Raw genomic sequence first — 20849 nt, 5'->3', positions numbered from 1 at the left:
GACAAAAGGACTTGAAGAAGATGCTGTTTGCTTTGTTTGCCAAAGGTGCACGCGACGCCTTGGCTTCTGTGCTCTCTCGGAAATATGCCGCCATCTGCGCTCTTGGCCTGACCGCCGCGATCGTCAATTGCACTGCATCGGCGCAGGACGTGGATGAGTACAACGCAAAGGTCAAGAACTTTAGAGACGTCAAGCCACTTGGCCAGAATGTTTTCGGTGAGCGCGTAGAGCTCTATAAGGGGGGCCTGTCCTTCTTCCAGAAGGATTTGGCTATGCCAGGCAGGGGGCCGGACATATCCATTGGTCGCCTCTACACCCCGTCGGAGTCGCACAATGGCTATGGTGTGCCGGGATTCCAAGATTGGCAGCTCTCAGTTCCCCACCTCATCGCTAAAAGTACCAGCAAGGCTTGGAACGTTCTTGGATCCGCGGGCAGTAATAATCCGCTCGCACGCTGCTCACAGTTTTCATCCGGCGCCCCCTATCACATCGATGTCGATCTCTGGTTCAACGGCTACCAGCTAGTGACTGGAGAGGGGAGTCAGGAGGAGTTGCTGCTGAGGGCCTCGCAGAATGCCAACGCACCTGGTGGTCAGACTGCTCAGTATCCCGTTGTCACTGCGTCCGGCTGGCAGTTTGCGTGTCTGACGCAAACCGCCAATGGCCAGCCAGGCGAGGCGTTCCTCGCAACCGCTCCCAATGGGGATAAGTATTGGTTCGACTGGTTGATTCTTTCGAGAACTTACAAGAAGACGTTCGAACGGACGGCGGCGCCCCAGCCCCTTTCGGATAACATCTACGACGCCATGCTGATGGTGACGAAGGTCGAGGACAGATTCGGCAACTACGTGACGTATCAGTACGATGGCGATGAACTCAAGTCCATCCAAGGGAGCGATGGGCGATTGGTGACCATCAGCTGGACGTCGGATGGCTCGGCGATCACCAATGTGTCCTCGTCAGGGAGGACTTGGACCTACGCTTACGGCAGCGGCACCACCGGTAATGGAAATGCCTACACGTTTCTTCAGAGCGTGACCACGCCCGAGAGCAGGCAATGGACCTTCGCTCTTGACGCGTTCTACAAGTCTCGCATCTCGACAGGCAATGCCGGTTGCAGTATCCCTACCCGGCCTGCCTTGAACTCGATCGTGGGCACTATGACGGCGCCCTCAGGCGTCCAAGGCACGTTCACCATCGCCAACGTGCTGCACGGGCGATCCAACGTTCCCTTTGCGTGTCTGAGCGCGGGGGGGAGTTCACAGTTCGCCAGGGCGCCGGCGCACTTCGACGCTCTTGCCATTATCGGCTGGACTTACTCAGGGCCCGGCATTAACCGGTCCTGGAGCTATGCCTATGGCCCTATGAATGCGAGCTGGGACACGACATGTGCTTCCGGTTGCGAAAAGACGACAACGGTGGATGAGACCGCGCCAGACGGGGTGGTGACTCGTTACACCTATAGCAATGAATGGGGCGAGCGTGAGGGCAAGCAGATCTCGGTGGATGTAAACCTCAATGCGACCGCTGGCAGGAGGACCACGAGTTACACCTACGCGCCCAGCGCCGGGATGCCGTATCCAACGTCGATCGGCGAGACGTCGACGTACAACAGTGGTTCGCGCAATGACCTGCCTCTGACGACCTACACGCCGCCCCAGGTCACGACTGTGGCGCAAGACGGCGACACGTTTACTACCACGGTGAACAGCTTCGATGCGTTCGCCAAGCCGCTGTCGGTAACACGTTCGAATTCGCTGGGTGCGAGCACGACGGATGCCTACGAGTACGAGAACAACACCACCAAGTGGGTGCTGGCCCAGGTGCGCAAGGTGACCAACGCCGGCACCGGGCTGGTATCCAGCGAGCTGACCTATAACAGCGATGCACTCCCCGTCGCGCGCTATGCGTTTGGTCGTCTGCTGCACAGCTATGCCTACAATACCGATGGGACGTTGGCTTCCTTCTCCGATGGCGCCGGTCATGCGACCCAGACCTCGGATTGGTATCGTGGCATCCCGCGAACGATGACCTTCGCCGACAATACGACTCAGCATGCCGAGGTCAGTGACTGGGGATGGATCACCTCCATTACCGACGCCCTAGGTAACAAGACCTGCTATGCCTACGATGCGATGGGCCGCGTCTCGCAGGTGACCTATCCTTCCGAGTCGACCACGGGCGTGTGCGATGCCAGCGCCTGGACGCCGACCACGCTCGTATTCGAGCCCGTGGGCGGCAGCGAGTACGGGCTGCCCGCTGGGCATTGGCGCCAGACCGTCTCGACCGGCGCGGGAAGCCGGATCACCTACTTCGACGCGATGTGGCAACCGTTGTTGGTGCGTGAGTTCGACGGCGGAGATGTGGCGGGCACCCAGCGTTTCACTCGCTTCACCTACGACGCCAACGGCCGGCAGACCTTCGCTTCCTATCCGAGCACCAGCAGTTCGCCAACAACAGGCAACTGGACCGGCTATGACGCGCTGGGGCGGACGACTTCGTCCTCCGTGGATAGCGACTCGGGCACGCTGACAACGCTGACCAGCTATCTGTCCGGGCATCGGACTCAGCTCACCGATCCGCGTAACCTGCAGACCACGACTTCATATCAGGTCTACGATGAGCCGGCGTACGACAGTCCCACGTTGATCCTGGCGCCGGAGGACTCGCGGACGGTCATCAACCGCGATGTCTTCGGCAAGCCATTGTCGATCACCCGAAGCAATGGCTCCGGCTCGGTCTCGGTGACGCGCAGCTACGTCTACCAGGCCGATCAGCAACTGTGCAAATCGATCGAGCCGGAGGCCGGGGCGACGGTCTACGGCTATGACGCAGCGGGCAACATCGTGAAGTCCGCGACCGGGCTGAACGTCTCTTCGTATGTCAGCACCTCCTCGTGCGATCAAGACCAAGCCTGGGCCAGTGGCCGGATGGTGAGCCGCACGTACGACGCGCGCGATCGCCTGGCGACGTTGTCCTTCCCCGATGGTCGCGGCAACCAGAACTGGAGTTACACCGCTGATGGGCTGCCCAGTCAGGTCACGACCTACAACAGCAACAACGGCGATGTGGTGTCCAATACCTACATTTACAACCATCGCCGGTTGCTGGTAGGCGAGGACATGGCGCAGCCCGGCGCCGACACGGTCTCGATGGACTATGGCTATGACGCCAACGGCAACCTGGCCATGCACGTGTATCCCTCGACGCTGGCCGTGTCCTATGCGCCGAACGCGCTTGGGCAGCCGACCAGGGCTGGGAGCTATGCCACTGGCGTGAGTTACTACCCCAACGGTGCGATCAAGCAGTTCACCTATGGCAACGGCATTGTCCACACCATGACCCAGAACGCTCGGCAGCTGCCGGCGCGCAGCACCGATGGCGCGGTGATGGACATGGGCTACAGTTTCGATGCCGACGGCAACGTCGCCTCGACCACCGACTACGTGGATGGCAGGCAGACCCGCTCGATGACCTATGACGGACTGAACCGGTTGGCGACCACCAGCTCGGTGATGTTCGGCGGGAACAACCAGGCGGCGTTCACATACGACGCGTTGGACAACCTGCAGACCTTCAAGGTGGGCGACAAGGTCGACTATCAGTACAACTACGACAGTCAGCAACGCCTGATCCTGGCGTCCAACGCGATTGGCCCGAGCGTGGGGGTCGGTTACGACGCCCAAGGCAATGTGGAGAACCGCAACGGCAAGCACTTCGACTTTGATTACGGCAATCGATTGCGTTGTAACGCAACGGCAGCGGGTTGCGCCGGTTCGGTGATCGAGCGTTATCGCTATGATGCCAATGGTCGCCGCGTGCTGAACGACAGCCCGACACTGGGCAAGATATTCTCGTTGTACGGGCAGGATGGCGTGCTGCGCCGCCAGCAGGACCAACGTACCGGCAAGACCTCCGAGTATGTGTACCTGGGCGGCAGCCTAGTAGCGCGGGTAGTCAACGTGCAGGCGCTGCCGGTGCCGACGACCTCGGTGCCGGCCAGCAGCTCAAGCGGCCTGTACACCGTGAGCTGGACCGCTACCGCCAACACCACCAGCTACGAGGTCCAGGAGAAAGTGGGTAGTACAGGTGCGTGGACGGGCGTCTACAGCGGCACCGGCAACAGCCTGGCGTTCAGCGGCAAGGGCAATGGGGCGTACAGCTACCGTGCCCGTTCGTGCCTGTATGCCAACTGCGGAGCTTGGAGCAATGAGGCCACCGTGGCCGTTGAGCTGGTGCCGACCTCGGCGCCGAGCATCACCTCTCCGGCGACAGCGGTGAACGGCAACTTCAGCGTCAGCTGGGGTGCAGTGGGCAACACCACGGCCTACAAGCTGGAACAGCAGGTCGGCTCGGGCAGTTGGAGCGAGATCTACAGCGGTCTGGCGCAGAGCAAGGACTTCACCGGCCTGGCTGCTGGAACCTATGGCTACCGTGTGCGCGCCTGCAGCGGTAGCGGCTGTGGTGGCTACTCGACCACCACCCAGACCACGGCCGTTTACGCGCCCGGCACTCCGGGAACCCCGAGCGCACCAGGTTCGGTGGCGACCGGCAGCTATACGGTGAGCTGGAGCGACGTAGGCGGTGCGAGCCAGTACCGGCTTGAGGAAAGCGCGAATGGGGGCGCCTGGTCCGAGGTGCTGGTCAGTGCGGCGACCAGCTACGGTGCCAGTGGCAAGGGCACCGGCAGCTACGGTTATCGCTTGCGGGCATGTAACGCGGCAGGATGCAGTGGCTACTCGGGCACAGCCTCGGTGACGGTCACGCTGGCGCCGACGGACGCGCCAGGGATGAGCGTTCCGGCGGCAAGCACGACAGGCAGCTACGCCATCAGTTGGAGTGCGGTGGCCGGAGCGTCCAGCTACCAGGTACAGGAGAACGGTGGCCTGATCTACAACGGCAGTGGCACCTCGACCAGCATTGGCGGCAAGGGCAACGGCAGTTACCAGTACAACGCACGTGCCTGCAACGCGGGTGGGTGTGGACCATGGAGTTCCACGGCTACCACGACTGTCAGCATTCCGCCGCCCATCCCTTCCGCGCCAACGGGCTTGACGGTGCGTGGTCAAGCGGTGTCTCCACCCGGTACAAGGCCAGTCCTGTCGGAGTGGGACATCAGCTGGTCTGCCGTTGCGGGGGCGACCAGTTACCAGGTCGGCTACAACACCACGTCGGGACCAAGCGTGTTTTACACCGGAAGTGCCACCAAAACGGACTACACCCACACAGGAAGCTATAAATTCTCTGTAAGGGCCTGCAATGACTCCGGCTGCTCTGCATGGACGGTACAGAACTGATGAATACCAAATCCTGGTTCGTAAGCCTGTTGCTGGCGTGCTTAGCGAGCGCTTCGGCAGGAAATGCCTCTTCGCAGACGGTCGAATATATACATACGGATTCGCTCGGCACTCCTGTCGTTGTCACTGATGCGGCGAAGAGCGTCATAGAGCGTAGGGATTACTTACCCTATGGAGACTCACTAAATCAAACCAACAGCGATTCCCCTGGATACGTAGGACATGTTCAGGATTCCGCGACAGGTCTCAGCTACATGCAGCAAAGGTACTTTGATTCGGCGATGGGGAGATTTATCTCCACAGATCCGGATGTGGTTGACCAAGTGCGCGCCGGGAACTTCTCCAGATATGCATACGCAAACAATAATCCATATACGAATGTGGATCTTGACGGAAGAGAAACGGGTACGGCGTTCAAGGTCATAAATGAAGCTACAAATGGCGGTGAGATAAAGTCCCCCCCTCCCAGTGACAAAGATTGGCTAGGACCTGCCATTGGTGTGGGTTTAGGCCTAGCTCTGGCTCCCGTAGCCGTATACGGAGGGGCTGAAGTTGCTCTTTCGGCAGCTGCGAATCCTGTCACGGCAACAAATATTGTCAACGGCCTTTTTGAGGCCGCCGCTGGCACATCAATTGCCGCAGGGCCTGGGAGGCAAGTTTTTCAGAACTTAGCTCCCGCAGATGAAATCATGCCTAGTATGGCATTTGCTGCCTCGCAGATCCAGAAAACCTCCTACAGTGGAAGATTGAACTATGTTGTAACGGAGGCCGGGAAATTAGTAATAGGCAGGGAAGGGCATATAAGTCTCGCGCGCGGTGCTGGCGTGACAGCAGCAGGTGAGGCAAGATTTGTTAACGGGGCGATTAGGTCGTTGAATAACGCATCTGGACATTATAGGCCTGCTGGAGATTCGGCAAGGCAAGCCGCTGAGGGGGCCTTTAACAATGCGGGATTTAACGCAAGCGGCACCTACGTTGAGGGGGGCTTCTAATGGACGCCGTTAACGCATTGGATTTATATTCAATAAATATAAATTATGTGCATTCAATTATTAAGGCTGGCTTCGGAGTCGATGAAGCTGAGGCCGCGATGATGCGCATAACAGATTTGATTCGAATGTATGATGAGGTGAAGGCTGAATTCTTGCGCGGTGCTGAAATAGTGTTTTGCGTGTAGCGAGCCTGCTCATGCTCCTGCTGGCCTGCCTCCGCCCGAGTTAATTGAACTCATCGCATACGAAGTTCGGCCGGCTGCGATCACCGAGCTGGCCGTGAGGAGAATAAATTTGAAGTTCGGGGGAGATGCTTCCTTTGCGGTTGGCGACCTTTCTGGTCGGGTTTTAGCTGCAGCAAGTGGGGATTGGCCGGACACTATTTTTTACAATGCCTATAAGGATCGGTAATTTTTTTGAAGAGATGTCCCGCTGATCCAACTGGCAGTTGAGGCTTTTACGCTTGGCTAATGTAATAGACTGAATGTTGCAGGCCTCTTCGAGTTCCGGTCGTTATTGCTACGGAATTTACGGCTGCTCCCCTTTAGGGGGGGGGCGGTGGCGGGCCTTGCCAGTACCGCGCCAGCGATGGCCGCTACTGGAACTGCAGCCGGCGCTGCCAGCGTGACAGGTAGGGTAAGTATGCTGTAGAGCACGGGGAGGCTACAGCTAGAGCAGGGCCGCAGGATAACCAGAGTTTTTAGGCGATTCCATTGTGGGCTAGCTTAACGCTCTCGCTCCTAGGAGCAGCGCATTGGCGCAAGAGGCTTTGTCTTTACCACCCGGCAATAAGGCGACAACGATTCAAAAAGTGGTCATTTCCGCCGGCATACGATTGGAGCGCTCCCGCGCAATCCCAGTTCCAGAATGGAACCGCATGAGGGGCGGCGCGGAGCAATTTAAGTTGCTTGACCCAATTCCGCCTGAAAACTTTGGCCCAGGGACGCCACTGCAATGAAACTGTCCTCACAAGAGAGGTTGCTTACTGTAAACGGGGTGAAGATCTTACTGCCTTGGCCGGCACTCGATGTTGTCGAGACCGATGATAAAGTCGTGGTTCTGCTTGATCCAAGTTATTACCTTAAGGATCAAGCCTATAAAGAGAGCCTAAAAAAAGGTGGGGCCGCCATAAGGAACCTTATCGCGTTCCGTGCCGATGGAGTTAAACTTTGGGAAGCTCCATTTCCGGAAAGTTCTGACTACTACTACAAGATTGCTTCATCATCGCCGTTAATCGTCAACTCCTTTTCATCGTATCGGTGCGAGATCGATCTTGAGGACGGAAGTATAAAAGGGCTGGAGTTCATGAAGTAAAAAAGCGATAAAGCGTCTGTGGGAGGGCACCTGAAGCGATTTTGTGGCGTGCTCCCCCTGGCTAGATCCGCTATCCGTCGTAGGGTGTGCCACGCGAAGCGCGGCGCAATCAATGGGTGCAGCGCGGTCGAAGTCTGAAGACACAGAGGTACCGGCAAACGTGGCCGACTTTCTCAATTAGGGCCGTGGCTCACCAGAGGAGGCTGAGCGTCTTTGCCTTTGCTGCTTCTGCGTTTGATGCCAGCCCTTGGCGCTGCCCGTCGATTTGACCGTCTAGAACGGCGAAGAGACAGTGCCGGAGATCGGGGGTTTTCAGCCGCATGTGGTGGGCCCACCAGGATTCGAACCTGGAACCAAAGGATTATGAGTCCTCTGCTCTAACCGTTGAGCTATAGGCCCGCTGCGGGGGGCGGGCATTGTAGCGTCCGGGGCGCTCGCGTCGATGCGGTTGGGGTAGTGGGGTAGACCGCGTCTGGGCGAGCTGCGTTCTGGCGCAGGTTGCGGTCGAGCGTTGTGTGGAGCACCGGCGTCGGCAGGCGGCACGGGTCCTTTGCATGGATTACGTCTCCGTGTGCGGTGCTCAGGTGCGTCAGATGCTGTAGGAAAAGCGAAGACGCCAGAGGTCAGGCGTCCCGGGCGCCGCCTGGCTTCTTTGTCCACCTCTGACACATCCAGTCGATGTCAGGCACCTGCGCTGCGGCAGGCCGGGTCGGGCCGCTTTGCGCATCGTCATTGCTGCTCCGCAGCACGCGCGAATGCGGGTTTGCAGCTTGCAATCAGCACCGCGGCTGCTATCGTGCAATCGATTGCATGGGGAGGCTCATGCGGCGTCATGTCCGGTTGGGAGGCCGAGGCGATGGCACGAAGCGACAGTGCGCGGGGCTTGGGTTGGATCTACGCGGAGGGTGAACCTTCTCCGTGGCAGCGGCGCTTTTTTTCTCGTTCCAGTGTCCAGCCCGCTGTGGCAACACGCGGGCTGAGGGTTGTGGCCGTTGCCCTCTCGCTGCGGCATGGCCGGCGCTCGCCCCAGGCGCGCGCCATGACCCAGGAGCGCCCCGCATGAACACCGGTCCCACCCGCCGCGATCTGCTGCGCATGGGCGTGCTGGGCGGCGTCGGGCTCGCTTCCTCCGCGCTGCTTCCTGCGTGGGCTGCGGCCCCTGCGACGACGCCATCCGCGCCCAAGGGCCGGCTTAAGCAGTCGGTGGCGCGCTGGCTGTTCCAGCAGCCCATCGACCAGCTGTGCGTGACGGTCAAGCAGGTGGGCCTGTCGGCCATCGATCTGGTCGGGCCGGAGGAGTGGCCGGTGCTGAAGGCGCACGGCATCGACAGCCCGATGTGCAATGGGGCGGAGATCAGCCTGAAGCAGGGCTTCGCCGGCACCGAGTTCCACGATGAGCTGGTCGCGCGCTACACGCGTCACATCGACCTGGTCGCCGACGCGGGCTACCGCAACCTGATCTGTTTCTCCGGCAACCGCAACGGCATGGACCCACTGCAGGGCATGCGCAATGCCGAAGTCGGGCTCAAGCGGGTGCTGGGCCATGCCGAGAAGCGCGGGGTGGTGCTGGTGATGGAGCTGCTGAACTCGCGCGTGGACCACGCCGACTATCTGTGCGACCACTCGGCCTGGGGCGTGGAGCTGTGCAAGCGCATCGGCTCGCCCAATTTCGGCCTGCTGTTCGACATCTATCACATGCAGATCATGGAAGGCGACATCATCGCGAGCATCCGTCGCAACCATGAATACTTCGTCCACTACCATACCGCCGGCGTGCCCGGACGGCATGAGCTGGACGACACCCAGGAGCTCAACTACGCCGCCATCTGCCGCGCGATCCGCGACACCGGCTTTGGCGGCTACGTGGCGCACGAATTCAGCGCCGCCCATACCGACCCGATCGACGCGCTGCGCCAGGCCATCGCCCTGTGCGACGTGTGAGAGACCCACTATCCACCGAGGGAAGCAGTCACCCATGGCAGACAACCACTACGACGCGATCGTCGTCGGCTCCGGCATCAGCGGCGGCTGGGCCGCCAAGGAGCTGACCGAGCGCGGCCTGAAGGTCCTGATGCTCGAGCGCGGCCGCAACATCGAGCACATCAAGGACTACGTCAACGCGGGCAAGGAGGCCTGGGACTATCCGCATCACGACACGCCGACCCAGCAGATGAAGGCCGATCATCCGGTCCTCAAGCGCGACTATCCGCTGTCGGAAAGCACCTACGGCATGTGGGCCGACGAGAAGGACTGCCCCTACACCGAGACCAAGCGCTTCGACTGGTTCCGCGGCTACCACGTGGGCGGACGCTCGCTGATGTGGGGACGGCAGAGCTATCGCCTGTCCGACATCGACTTCGGCGCCAACGCGAAGGAGGGCATCGCGGTGGACTGGCCGATCCGCTACGCCGACATCGCGCCGTGGTATGACCATGTCGAGCGCTTCGCCGGCATCGCCGGCACGACCGAGGGGCTGGACGTGCTGCCCGACGGGCAGTTCCTGCCGCCGATCCCGCTGAACATCGTCGAGCAGGACGTGGCCGCGCGCCTGAAGAAGGCCTTCGGCGGCACGCGCCACATGATCCACTCGCGCACGGCCAACATCACCCAGCCCAAACCCGAGCAGGGCCGGGTCAACTGCCAGTACCGCAACAAGTGCATCCTGGGCTGTCCGTTCGGCGCGTATTTCTCCACGCAGTCGGCCACGCTGCCGGCGGCGATGGCCACCGGCAACCTGACGCTGCGGCCGTTCTCCATCGTCAAGGAAGTGCTGTACGACAAGGACCGCAAGCGCGCCAAGGGCGTGGAGATCATCGACGCGGAAACCGGGCAGACCTACGTCTACACGGCCAAGGTGGTGTTCCTCAACGCCTCGGCGTTCAACTCGACCTGGCTGCTGATGAACTCGGCCACCGATGTGTGGGACGGCGGGCTGGGCTCGTCCTCCGGCGAGCTGGGCCACAACGTCATGGACCATCACTTCCGCGTCGGCGCTTCCGGCCGGGTGGATGGCTATGAGGACAAGTACTACTACGGCCGCCGGCCGTGCGGCTTCTACATCCCGCGCTTCCGCAATCTGGGCGAGGAGCGGCGCGACTACGTGCGCGGCTTCGGCTACCAGGGCGGCGCCAGCCGCACCGGCTGGTCGCGCGACATCGCCGAGCTCAACATCGGCGCCGACCTCAAGCAGGCGCTGACCGTGCCGGGCGAATGGCGCATCGGCATGACCGCCTTCGGCGAGATCCTGCCCTACCACGACAACACCATCAGCCTGAACCGCAACGTCAAGGACAAGTGGGGCCTGCCGGTGCTGGCGATGGACGTGTCCCTGCGCGAGAACGAGCACGCCATGCGCAAGGACATGGGCGCCGACGCGGCCGAGATGCTCGAGGCCGCCGGCGTCAAGGACGTGGAGGTCTACGAGAGCGACTACGCGCCGGGCATGGGCATCCACGAGATGGGCACCGCGCGCATGGGCCGCGACCGCAAGACCTCGGTGCTGAACATGCACAACCAGGTCTGGGATGCGCCCAACGTGTTCGTGACCGACGGGGCGTGCATGACCTCGGCGGCCTGCGTGAATCCATCGCTGACCTACATGGCGCTGACCGCACGCGCGGCCGACCACGCCGTGCGCGAACTCAAGGCGGGGAACCTGTAATGCAACGACGCGAACTGCTCAAGATGATCACCGCCGCCACCGGCATGGCCATGATCGGCCTGCCCTCGGTGGTGTTCGGCCAGGCCCAGCTGCCGGTGCCGCCGGCCAACAACGCCTTCTCCAAGACGCAGGTGGCGCTGCTGGACGAGATCGCCGAGACCATCCTGCCGCGCACCGACACGCCCGGCGCCAAGGATGCGGGCGTGGGGTTGTTCATGGCCCGCTTCGTGACCGATTGCTACGACCCGCAGCAGCAGGCGGTGTTCCGCGCCGGCCTGGCCGATCTGGACAAGCGGGCCAAGGGCGGCTTCCTGGCGCTCAAGCCGGCCCAGCGCGCCGAGCTGCTGGACAAGCTGGCCGCCGAGGCCCGGGCCGCCAGCCCCGATCCGAAAAAGGCCGACGACGAGGGCGCCGACAGCTCGGCGATCCCGCCGCATTACTTCACCATGATCAAGCAGCTGGTGCTGTTCGGCTTCTTCACCTCCGAGGTGGGCGCGACTAAGGTGCTGCGCTATGTGCCGGTGCCGGGCCGCTTCGACGGCGATCTGCCCTACGAGCCGGGCACCCCGGCCTGGGCGACCTGAAGGCCAACAACGTGCGATGCCACGGCATCGCCCAAGGGAGAACGAGATGAGCAAGCAAGCGATCGCGATGCTGGCCTGTGCGCTGGCCGCCGTGCCGGCGTGCGCGCAGCAGACGCAGGGCGACCCGGCCAAGACCGAGGTGTGGAAGCCGGTGCCGGCGGCCGTGGCCACGCCGGTGGGCGCGGCGCCGTCCGATGCGGTGGTGCTGTTCGACGGCAGGGACCTGTCGGCCTGGGAGGGCGAGGACGGCGGCAAGCCGGGCTGGAGCGTGGCCGATGGCGCGGTCACCGTGGTGCCGGGCAGCAAGGGCATCCGCAGCAAGAAGAGTTTCTGCGATGTGCAGCTGCACGTGGAATGGCGCACGCCGACCGAGACCAAGGGCCTGGAGGGGCAGAACCGCGGCAACAGCGGCATCTTCCTGCAGGACCGCTACGAGCTGCAGGTGCTGGACAGCTACCAGAGCGCGACGTATTCCAACGGCCAGGCCGGTTCGATCTACAAGCAGGCCATCCCGCTGGTCAACGCCTCGCGCGCGCCGGGCCAGTGGCAGACCTACGACGTGATCTGGACCGCGCCGCGCTTCTCGCAGGGCGGCGGCCTGACCGCGCCGGCGCGCATCACCGTGCTGCACAACGGCGTGCTGGTGCAGAACGACACCGTGATCGCGGGCAAGACCGAATACATCGGCGCCCCGTCCTACGCACCGCATGGCTGCGCGCCGATCTTCCTGCAGGACCACAACGCCAAGGTGAGCTACCGCAACATCTGGGTGCGGGAGCTGTAGCCGGTTCGATTCGCCAGCGGCCGCATGGCACCCATCCGTAGAGCGGAGCTTGCTCCGCTGGGGCTTTCCCGACGATCCGGGCGAAGAGCAGCGGAGCGAGCTCCGCTCTACAGGGAGGGGGCGACTCGATCTGAGACAGTTGCTCCAACAAAGGCATCGCTTCAGAAGCCGATCGCCGCGATGCCGGCCAGGACGACGACCGCGCCGGCGACGCGGCGCATGAGATGGTCTTCGCCGAACAGCCAGCAGGCGAGCAGGGCGCCGATGACGATGGACGACTCGCGCAGCGGCGCGACCAGCGCCACCGGTGCGCGCTGCATGGCGGTGAGCACCAGCAGGTAGGCCAGCGGTGAGAACAGCGCCACCACCAGGATCGGCCTGGCATCGCTGCGCAGGGTCGCCGCCAGCCGCTGCCTGCGGCGCAGCGCCAGCGGCGTCATGATCAGGCCCTGCAGCAGCAGGGTGCCGGCGTAGTAGCTCGCCGGCGCCAGGCGCCAGGTGGTGACCGCGTAGCTGTCCCAGAGCGTGTAGGCCGCGATCGCGGCCCCGGTCGCGCCGCCCCAGAGCAGCCCCGGCAACGCATGCCGGCTCCCCGTGCGGAAGGGATTGCCGATGACGACGAGGATGCCGGCGACGATGAGCAGCGCGCCCAGCAGCGCCACCGGCGTCAGGCGTTCGCCCAGCACCAGCACCGCGAAGCCCATCGTCAGCATGGGCCCGGTCGCGCGCGCCACCGGATACACCACGCCCAGCGCGGCGCGGTCGTAGCCGGCCTGCAGCGTCAGCGAATACGCCGTGTGCAGCCCTGCCGAGAGGACCGATGCCACGACCAGCCGCGCATCGAAGGGTTGCTGCTCGCGGATCGCCATCGCAATGCCGAACGGGACGAACAGCAGCGTGGACGCCCAGGTATAGGCCCAGACGAACAGGAAGGCGTCACCGCGCTTGGACTTGGAGGCGAGGTTCCATACCGCGTGCGCCCCGGCCGCGCCGAGGACCATCGCGACCGTGCCGGGCGACATCAGGACAGGTCGGGCAGATCGATGCCCGCCCGCTCCGCGCGGCGCGTGCGCGCCGGATCCCGCAGCGCGAGCGCGGCGACCAGCGCATCGATGACGACTAACTGGGCCAGCCGGCTGCCCGCCGCGGCCATCTGCGCCGGCAGCGGTGGCCCGCCGACGACCAGCGCGATATCGGCCAGCTTCGCCAGCGGCGTGCCGTACTGGTTGCTGATGGCGATGAGCGAGGCGCCGGCCGAGCCGGCCGCATCGGCGATGGCGAGCGTGGTGGCGGTGCGCCCCGTCGAACTCACGGCGATCACGGCATCGCCCGGGCCGAGCAGGCGCACCGCGATCATGGCCGACAGATGATCCGCGATGCCGACGGTGGTGACGCCGACTGCGCGCAGGCGGAAGACGGCATCGGCGGCCACCGTCGCCGAAGGCCCGGCGCCGAAGACGATGACCTGGCGCGCGGCGTGCAGGACGCCGACCGCCTTGCCCAGCGCCGCCGGTTCCACCGCGCCACCGAGCGCGGTCAGCGCATCGGTGCCCGCGCGGATGGAGGCCTCCAGCACGGCGGCCAGCGGCGCATCGGCGGCGAGCGCGGCGGGAGGCGCGAAGAAGCCGGCGGTGCCGCGGGCGCGCGCGATCTCGAGCTTGAGTTCGGTGAAGCCGGCGAAGCCGATCGCCCGCGCGGCGCGCACCACGCTTGGCGGCGACACGCCGGCGCGTGCGGCGACCTCCGCGGTGGTGCTGGCGCCCACGAACAGCGGATCGGCCAGCAGCAGCGCGGCGACCTTGGCCTCGCTCGCGGCGAGATCGCCGCAGCGCGCCTGGATGCTGCCGAGCCACTGGCCGAGCCGTCCTTCCGCCTGCGTAACGGAGTTACCTTTCTTCCTGCTCATATGGAATATGTTACATATCCGGCTCGGCCCGCGCGACTGGCGCGTAGGGCAAGCCCTTCCCACCAAGCAACAGGTGCGCGATGCACACGCAGTCCAATCCTTCCGACATTACCGTCGCGGTCGTGGGCCCCGGCGCCATCGGCACCACGGTCGCGGCGATGCTGCACGAGGTCGGCCGCACGCCCCTGCTGTGCGGCCGCACGGCCCGCGACCAGCTATGGCTGCAGGACGGCGATCGCCGCATCGGCGTCCCCGGGCCGGTGCTGACCGACCCCGCGCAGTGCGATCGCACGGTCGACCTGATCTTCCTGGCGGTGAAGGCGACGCAGAACGCGGCAGCGGCGCCGTGGCTCGCGGCGCTGAGCGGCCCGCGCACGGTGGTGTGTGCGCTGCAGAACGGTGTCGAGCAGGTCGATTCGCTCGCGCCGCACTGCCCGCAGGGACGGATCGTGCCCGCGGTCGTGTGGTTTCCCGCACAGGCGCAGGCCGATGGCAGCGTCCGCCTGCGCGCGCCGGCGCGCCTCACCCTGCCGGACACGCCCGATGCCGGCGTCGTCGCCGAGGCGCTGCGCGACACCCGCTGCGCCATCGAGCTGGTCGCCGACTTCCACACCGTGGCCTGGCGCAAGCTGCTGCAGAACGCGGTGGCCGGCCTGATGGCGCTGACGCAGCGCCGCTCCGGCATGTTCGCCCGCCCGGACATCGCCGGACTCGCCCTGGCGTATCTGCGCGAAGGCCTCGCCGTGGCGCGGGCCGAGGGCGCCGCGCTTGGCGATGAGGTGCCGCAGGCGATCCTGGACCAGTTCCAGTCCTCGCCGCCCGATCTGGGCACCTCCATCCTCAGCGACCGCCAGGCCGGCAGGCCGCTGGAATGGGACATCCGCAACGGCGTCATCGCCCGCCGCGGCCGCGTCCACGGAATTCCGACTCCCATCAGCGACATCGTGGTGCCGCTACTGGCCGCAGCCAGTGACGGCCCAGGCTGATCTGTTCGGCGGCCTGCTCCCACCTGTAGAGCGGAGCTTGCTCCGCTGAGGCTTTCCCAATGATGGCCGAAGCGCAGCGGAGCAAGCTCCGCTCTACAAAAATGGCGCGACGTGGAAGGCATCAGAGGCCGTGATGACCACGACCTGCAAAGAACGACGGCGCCCGAAGGCGCCGTCGTTCCGGTCCTGTGCCGGCGTGCCGCGCCTCAGCGCTTCACATCGGCCGGCAGATGCTCGACCAGATAGGCCGCGCCGGCCTTATCCCGACGCCAATCAGCGACCTCGTGGTGCCGCCCCTGGCCGCGGCCAGTGACGGTCCAGGCTGATCTGTTTGGCGGCCTGCTCCCACCTGTAGAGCGGAGCTTGCTCCGCTGGGGCTTTCCCGATGATGGCCGAAGCGCAGCGGAGCAAGCTCCGCTCTACAGAATGGGCGCGACGTGGAAGGCATCAGAGGCCGTGATGACCACGACCTGCAAAGAACGACGGCGCCCGAAGGCGCCGTCGTTCCGGTCCTGTGCCTGCGTGCCGCGCCTCAGCGCTTCACATCGGCCGGCAGATGCTCGACCAGATAGGCCGCGCCGGCCTTATCCCGACGCCAATCAGCGACCTCGTGGTGCCGCTCCTGGCCGCGGCCAGTGACGGTCCCGGATGATCTGTTCGGCGGCCTGCTCCCACCTGTAGAGCGGAGCTTGCTCCGCTGAGGCTTTCCCAATGATGGCCGAAGCGCAGCGGAGCAAGCTCCGCTCTACAGAATGTGCGCGACGTGAAAGGCATCAGAGGCCGTGATGACCACGACCTGCAAAGAACGACGGCGCCCGAGGGCGCCGTCGTTCCGGTCTTGTGCCTGCGTGCCGCGCCTCAGCGCTTCACATCGGCCGGCAGGTGCTCGACCAGATAGGCCGCGCCGGCCTTGACCACGGCGGCCGGGTCGCGCGGGTTGTCGTGCTCGATGATGTACCACTTGACCCCGGCGCGATCTGCGGCGGGCAGGATCGCCTTCCAGTTCAGCACGCCGTGGCCGACCGCGGCGAAGCCGCTCTCGTCGGCGGCCTGGCCTTCCGGCGCATTGTCCTTGGCGTGCACCGCATACAGACGGCCCTTGAGCTTGCCCAGGTACACCACCGGATCGTTGCCCGAACGCGCCACCCAGGCCAGGTCCAGCTCGGACTTCAGCGCCGGGCCGGCGCCCTCGAGCAGCAGCTCCAGGCCGGTCTTGTCGCCGAAGCGGACGAACTCGAAGTTGTGGTTGTGATAGGCCAGCGTCATGCCCTGCGCCTTGAGCGTGGTCGCCAGCTGGCCCAGCGACTTGCCCAGCGCGGTCCAGCCCGCGGCGTCCTTGGGCCGGTCGGCATCGTCCAGATAGGGCACCACCAGCACGCGGTTGCCGATGGCCTTGTTGAAGGCGACCACGCCGGGCAGATCCTTGCGCAGCTCGGCCAGCGGCACGTGCGAGGAGGTGACGATGATCCCGTACTTGTCCAGCAGCGCCTTGAGCTGCGGCGCGGTGGTGTCCTGCGTGCCCACGGTCTCCACCGCGGTGATGCCGGCGTCGTGGACCAGCTTGAGGCGGTCTTCCAGCGAGGGGATGTTGCGCAGCGAGTACATCTGCACGGCGATGGGCAGCTGCGCGGCGGTGCGCTCCTTGGCCAGCGCGGGAAGCGCTGCGCAGAGCAGCAGGGCGGTGGCGGCAAGGCGGCGGGGCAGGGTGAGCGTCATAGGTCCTCCCGGAGATTCGACGATCGAGGATGGCGGCGCGTGGTCACGCGTCGATGGATGTCCAGGCGCGCGTGCGCGCCGAGGCGATCACGCCCTCGACGATGCGCGCCGAGCGCAGGCCGTCGGCGAAGGTCGGCAGGCCTTCGGGCGTCTGCCCGGCGATGGCGCGGTAGGTGTCGGCGACGAAGGCCTCGAAACATTGCGCATAGCCCTGCGCATGGCCGGGCGGCAGCGAAGAAAGGCGGCGCTGCTCGGCGCTGCCGGCGCCCGGGCCGCGCACGAAGATCTCCTCGCGCTGGTCGGGCCGGCCGATCCACAGGCGCTCGCAGTCCTCCTGGTCGAAGGCCACGGCGGCCTTGGCGCCGTCGATCTCGAACCACAGCCGGTTGTGGCGGCCCGCCGAGACCTGGCTCACCGTCAGCGTCGCCAGCGTGCCGCGCGTGGTCTTGAACAGGGCCGCGGCCACGTCCTCGCTGGACACCGCCTGCAGCGCACCGCCGGCGGCCGGCGTGGCGAAGCTCTCGCCGGTGCTCGCGCCGCGCTCGGTGATCACGGTCTCGAAGGCTGCGCTGACCTCGGCGAAGCGCTCGCCGCCGACCCATTCCACCAGGTCGCACCAGTGCGAGCCGATGTCGGCGAAGGCGCGCGACGCGCCGCCCAGCTTAGGGTCCACGCGCCAGTTGTTGCTGGCCGGATCCAGCAGCCAGTCCTGCAGATAGCTGCCGTGGATCAGGCGCAGCGGGCCCAGTTCGCCGTCGGCGATGCGGGCGCGCGCCTCGCGCACCACCGGGTGGTAGCGATAGACGAAGGGCACGGTGGCCACCAGGCCCGTGGCAGCGGCCAGATCGGCCAGCGCCTGGGCGTCGTCCAGCGTGGTGGCCAGCGGCTTTTCGCAGATCACGTGGCGGCCGGATTCCAGTGCGGCCTGCGCCATCGGCCGGTGCAGGTGGTTGGGCGTACAGACGTGCACCACCTGCACCTGCGGATCGGCCAGAGCGTCGTCCAGGTCGCGGTAGGCGCGCGGCAGGTTCCAGGCGCGCGCGGCCTCCTCACCGCGGGCCGGCGAAGAGCCAACCACGCCGCGGACCTGTGCGCCGGCCAGCAGCGCGGCGCGGCGATGCACCGCGCCGATCATGCCGGTGCCGACGATGACGATGCCAAGCGGGCTCATGCGGTGGCGCTCCTCAATGCGTGGCCGAGGCGACGGCGGCCTTGGCCGGCCGATCGCGGAAAAGCAGCAGGAAGGCGATCAGCACCACCAGCGCCACGCCGGCCGGGAACAGCCAGATGCTCTGCCAGTCGCGCCCCGCGGCGGTGGTGTAGTGCTCGACCACCGCGCCGGACAGGAAGGTGCCGATCAGCATGCCCACGCCGTAGGTGGCCAGGGTGATGAAGCCCTGCGCGCTGCTGCGGAAGGCCGGACCGGCATGGACGTCGGTGTAGATCTGCCCGGTGACGAAGAAGAAGTCGTAGCAGATGCCGTGCAGCACGATGCCGATCACCAGCAGCGCGAAGCCGCCGCCGGCATCGCCGTAGGCGAACAGCGCATAGCGCGCCACCCAGGCGGCCATGCCCAGCGCCAGCATGGTCTTGACCCCCAGCCGCGCGAACAGGAACGGCATGGCCAGCATCAGCAGCACTTCGGACACCTGGCCCAGCGACTGCAGCCCGGCCGCGCCGCGCACGCCCAGATCGTTGAGATAGGGGTTGGTGAAGTTGTAGTAGAACGACAGCGGGATGCAGATGGCGATCGAGGCCAGGAAGAACACCAGGTACGAGCGCGACTTCAGCAGCCCCAGCGCATCCAGGCCGATCATCTTGCCCAGGCTGGCGTTGCGCTGCTGCTCCAGCGGCGGGGTGTGGGGCAGGGTGAAGGCGTACAGGCCCAGCAGCGCCGAGGCCAGCGCGGCCATGCGGAAGGTCAGCTCCAGGCGATGGGCCTGTTCCCAGCCCAGCCAGCCGATCAGCACGCCGGCCACGATCCAGCCGACGCTGCCGGCCACGCGCACCGGCGGGAACTGCTTCTCCGGCACCTGCATGTGGCGCATGGCGATGCTGTTGGCCAGCGCCAGGGTGGGCATGAACAGCAGCATGTAGCCCATCACGCAGGCGGCGAAGGTGTCGAACGTGGTCGCCACCGAGGCCCCCCACATCAGCGCCGCGCCGGCCAGGTGCAGCACGGCCAGGATGCGCTGGGCGGCGAAATAGCGGTCGGCGATCAGCCCCACCAGGAAGGGCGCGACGATCGCGCCGATGGACTGGCTCAGGAAGGCCGTGGCGACCTGGCCGGCGCTGGCCTGCAGCGGGCCCTGCACCAGATAGGTGCCCAGGGTCACGAACCACGCGCCCCAGATGAAGAACTGCAGGAACATCATCGCGCCGAGGCGCGACAGGATGGACGTCATGACTTCCCCTCCCAGGTCAGTGATTCAAAGGCCAAGCAGTGTGCGCAGCGCGTCCGGGCTGGCGCCGCTGTCGGCGAAATCGTCGAAGGCGTGCTCGGTCACGCGGATGATGTGGTCGCGGATGAAGGGCGCGCCTTCGCGCGCGCCGTCCTCGGGGTGCTTGAGGCAGCACTCCCATTCCAGCACCGCCCATCCGGGGAAATCGTACTGGGCGAACTTGGAGAAGATCGCCTTGAAGTCGATCTGCCCATCGCCCAGCGAGCGGAACCGCCCGGGCCGGTCGATCCAGTCCTGGTAGCCGGCGTACACGCCGCTGCGCGCGCTGGGGCGGAACTCGGCGTCCTTGACATGGAAGATGCCGATGCGCGCGTGGTAGCGGTCGATGAAGCCCAGGTAGTCCATCTGCTGCAGCAGCAGGTGGCTGGGGTCGTAGAGAATCTTGGCGCGCGAGTGATGGTCGACCACCTCCAGGAAGCGCTCGAAGGTGGCGCCGTCGTGCAGGTCCTCGCCCGGGTGGATCTCGAAGCACAGGTCCACATCGCAGGCGTCGAACGCATCCAGGATCGGCCGCCAGCGGCGACCGAGCTCGGCGAAGGCCTCATCGACCAGGCCGGCCGGACGCTGCGGCCAGGGGTAGAAGTACGGCCAGGCCAGGGCGCCGGAGAAGCTGGCGTGCGCCTTCAGGCCCAGGCGCTGGCTGGCCTTGGCCGCCAGCTTGAGTTGCTCGACCGCCCAGGCCTGGCGCGCGGGCGGGTTACCGCGCAGCGATTCCGGCGCGAAGCCGTCGAACAGCGTGTCGTAGGCCGGATGCACCGCGACCAGCTGGCCCTGCAGATGGGTCGACAGCTCGGTGATCTGCACGCCGTGGCTGGCCAGCATGCCGGCCAGATCGTCGCAGTAGTCCTGGCTCTCGGCGGCCTTGGCCAGATCGAAGATGTGCGGTGCGCTGGTCGGCACCTGCACCCCGCGATAGCCCAGGCCTGCGGCCCATTGCGCCAGCGTGTCCAACCGGTTGAATGGCGCGGTGTCGCCAATGAACTGCGCCAGGAACAGCGCCGGGCCCTTGAGCGTTCGCATGCTTTGCGTTCTTGATGCAATCGATTGCACGATCCTAGCATGGCGTCATGGCCGCGCACGTTGTGCATTGCACCGCAAGGCCGCGCCTGCCCGGGCGCCGCAGCCTGCGGCATAGCCATGGCCACCA

General features: G+C 65.2%; 14 protein-coding genes and 1 tRNA gene. 8 read left to right on the top strand and 7 right to left on the bottom strand.

The window, feature by feature from the left end; genetic code table 11:
* Positions 1-20: 20 nt before the first annotated feature.
* From QE438_RS10380 to QE438_RS10370, 3 genes are all read left to right on the top strand, one after another.
* Positions 21-5297, top strand: coding sequence for an RHS repeat protein (locus tag QE438_RS10380; RefSeq protein WP_306996362.1), 5277 nt, complete (start codon positions 21-23; stop codon positions 5295-5297).
* Complete coding sequence (locus QE438_RS10375) at positions 5297-6289, top strand: RHS repeat-associated core domain-containing protein (RefSeq protein ID WP_306995851.1); 993 nt, start codon at positions 5297-5299, stop codon at positions 6287-6289. The genes QE438_RS10380 and QE438_RS10375 overlap by 1 nt, the downstream gene beginning before the upstream one ends.
* 954 nt (positions 6290-7243) lie before the next feature.
* Positions 7244-7603, top strand: coding sequence for a hypothetical protein (locus tag QE438_RS10370; RefSeq protein WP_205956643.1), 360 nt, complete (start codon positions 7244-7246; stop codon positions 7601-7603).
* A gap of 323 nt (positions 7604-7926) precedes the next feature.
* Here the strand turns inward: QE438_RS10370 and QE438_RS10365 are convergent.
* Positions 7927-8002, bottom strand: a tRNA-Ile gene (locus tag QE438_RS10365).
* A gap of 696 nt (positions 8003-8698) precedes the next feature.
* Here QE438_RS10365 and QE438_RS10360 point away from each other — a divergent pair.
* From QE438_RS10360 to QE438_RS10345, 4 genes are all read left to right on the top strand, one after another.
* Positions 8699-9544: a TIM barrel protein gene (locus QE438_RS10360; RefSeq protein WP_306996364.1), complete on the top strand. Its 846-nt coding sequence runs from the start codon at positions 8699-8701 to the stop codon at positions 9542-9544.
* Positions 9545-9578: 34 nt separating this feature from the next.
* Positions 9579-11264 carry a GMC family oxidoreductase gene (locus QE438_RS10355; RefSeq protein WP_306995853.1) on the top strand — a complete coding sequence of 562 codons (1686 nt, stop codon included), beginning with the start codon at positions 9579-9581 and terminating at the stop codon, positions 11262-11264.
* On the top strand, positions 11264-11848 hold the full coding sequence (locus QE438_RS10350) for a gluconate 2-dehydrogenase subunit 3 family protein (RefSeq protein ID WP_130528337.1): 585 nt from the start codon (positions 11264-11266) through the stop codon (positions 11846-11848). The genes QE438_RS10355 and QE438_RS10350 overlap by 1 nt, the downstream gene beginning before the upstream one ends.
* 67 nt (positions 11849-11915) lie before the next feature.
* Positions 11916-12632, top strand: coding sequence for a DUF1080 domain-containing protein (locus QE438_RS10345; protein ID WP_306996366.1), 717 nt, complete (start codon positions 11916-11918; stop codon positions 12630-12632).
* 161 nt (positions 12633-12793) lie between these two features.
* Here QE438_RS10345 and QE438_RS10340 read toward each other — a convergent pair whose 3' ends face one another.
* Positions 12794-13654, bottom strand: coding sequence for a DMT family transporter (locus QE438_RS10340; RefSeq protein WP_306995855.1), 861 nt, complete (start codon positions 13652-13654; stop codon positions 12794-12796).
* The gene (locus tag QE438_RS10335) at positions 13654-14538 is read right to left on the bottom strand and encodes a MurR/RpiR family transcriptional regulator (RefSeq protein WP_306995857.1); all 885 of its coding nucleotides are present in this window, start codon (positions 14536-14538) and stop codon (positions 13654-13656) included. Before QE438_RS10335 ends, QE438_RS10340 begins: the two co-directional genes overlap by 1 nt.
* An 80-nt stretch (positions 14539-14618) precedes the next feature.
* Between QE438_RS10335 and QE438_RS10330 the strand changes: the two genes are divergently transcribed.
* Positions 14619-15524, top strand: a complete 906-nt coding sequence (locus tag QE438_RS10330; RefSeq protein WP_306995859.1) for an oxidoreductase — start codon at positions 14619-14621, stop codon at positions 15522-15524.
* 858 nt (positions 15525-16382) lie between these two features.
* Here the strand turns inward: QE438_RS10330 and QE438_RS10325 are convergent.
* The 4 genes from QE438_RS10325 to QE438_RS10310 are packed head-to-tail and all read right to left on the bottom strand — an operon-like array spanning position 16383 to position 20722.
* A complete protein-coding gene (locus QE438_RS10325; RefSeq protein WP_130516909.1) occupies positions 16383-17240 on the bottom strand; it encodes a sugar phosphate isomerase/epimerase in 858 nt (285 codons plus the stop codon).
* A 43-nt stretch (positions 17241-17283) separates the two neighbouring features.
* Positions 17284-18411, bottom strand: a complete 1128-nt coding sequence (locus QE438_RS10320) for a Gfo/Idh/MocA family oxidoreductase (protein WP_306995862.1) — start codon at positions 18409-18411, stop codon at positions 17284-17286.
* Between the two features lie 13 nt (positions 18412-18424).
* Complete coding sequence (locus QE438_RS10315) at positions 18425-19645, bottom strand: nucleoside permease (RefSeq protein WP_306995864.1); 1221 nt, start codon at positions 19643-19645, stop codon at positions 18425-18427.
* Positions 19646-19669: 24 nt separating this feature from the next.
* The gene (locus QE438_RS10310) at positions 19670-20722 is read right to left on the bottom strand and encodes a sugar phosphate isomerase/epimerase family protein (protein WP_306995866.1); all 1053 of its coding nucleotides are present in this window, start codon (positions 20720-20722) and stop codon (positions 19670-19672) included.
* Positions 20723-20849: the final 127 nt, after the last annotated feature.

Origin of the sequence: Pseudoxanthomonas sp. SORGH_AS_0997 (genome assembly GCF_031453535.1) — a bacterium.
Classification (GTDB): Bacteria; Pseudomonadota; Gammaproteobacteria; order Xanthomonadales; family Xanthomonadaceae; genus Pseudoxanthomonas_A; species Pseudoxanthomonas_A winnipegensis.
This window is presented reverse-complemented; position numbering and strand designations above follow the sequence as displayed.

Bases quoted from the DNA above. Each gene is read 5' to 3' on its own strand.
- QE438_RS10380 (WP_306996362.1), top strand. From the start codon at position 21: ATGCTGTTTGCTTTGTTTGCCAAAGGTGCACGCGACGCCTTGGCTTCT.
- QE438_RS10375 (WP_306995851.1), top strand. From the start codon at position 5,297: ATGAATACCAAATCCTGGTTCGTAAGCCTGTTGCTGGCGTGCTTAGCG.
- QE438_RS10370 (WP_205956643.1), top strand. From the start codon at position 7,244: ATGAAACTGTCCTCACAAGAGAGGTTGCTTACTGTAAACGGGGTGAAG.
- QE438_RS10360 (WP_306996364.1), top strand. From the start codon at position 8,699: ATGGGCGTGCTGGGCGGCGTCGGGCTCGCTTCCTCCGCGCTGCTTCCT.
- QE438_RS10355 (WP_306995853.1), top strand. From the start codon at position 9,579: ATGGCAGACAACCACTACGACGCGATCGTCGTCGGCTCCGGCATCAGC.
- QE438_RS10350 (WP_130528337.1), top strand. From the start codon at position 11,264: ATGCAACGACGCGAACTGCTCAAGATGATCACCGCCGCCACCGGCATG.
- QE438_RS10345 (WP_306996366.1), top strand. From the start codon at position 11,916: ATGCTGGCCTGTGCGCTGGCCGCCGTGCCGGCGTGCGCGCAGCAGACG.
- QE438_RS10340 (WP_306995855.1), bottom strand. From the start codon at position 13,654: ATGTCGCCCGGCACGGTCGCGATGGTCCTCGGCGCGGCCGGGGCGCAC.
- QE438_RS10335 (WP_306995857.1), bottom strand. From the start codon at position 14,538: ATGAGCAGGAAGAAAGGTAACTCCGTTACGCAGGCGGAAGGACGGCTC.
- QE438_RS10330 (WP_306995859.1), top strand. From the start codon at position 14,619: ATGCACACGCAGTCCAATCCTTCCGACATTACCGTCGCGGTCGTGGGC.
- QE438_RS10325 (WP_130516909.1), bottom strand. From the start codon at position 17,240: ATGACGCTCACCCTGCCCCGCCGCCTTGCCGCCACCGCCCTGCTGCTC.
- QE438_RS10320 (WP_306995862.1), bottom strand. From the start codon at position 18,411: ATGAGCCCGCTTGGCATCGTCATCGTCGGCACCGGCATGATCGGCGCG.
- QE438_RS10315 (WP_306995864.1), bottom strand. From the start codon at position 19,645: ATGACGTCCATCCTGTCGCGCCTCGGCGCGATGATGTTCCTGCAGTTC.
- QE438_RS10310 (WP_306995866.1), bottom strand. From the start codon at position 20,722: ATGCGAACGCTCAAGGGCCCGGCGCTGTTCCTGGCGCAGTTCATTGGC.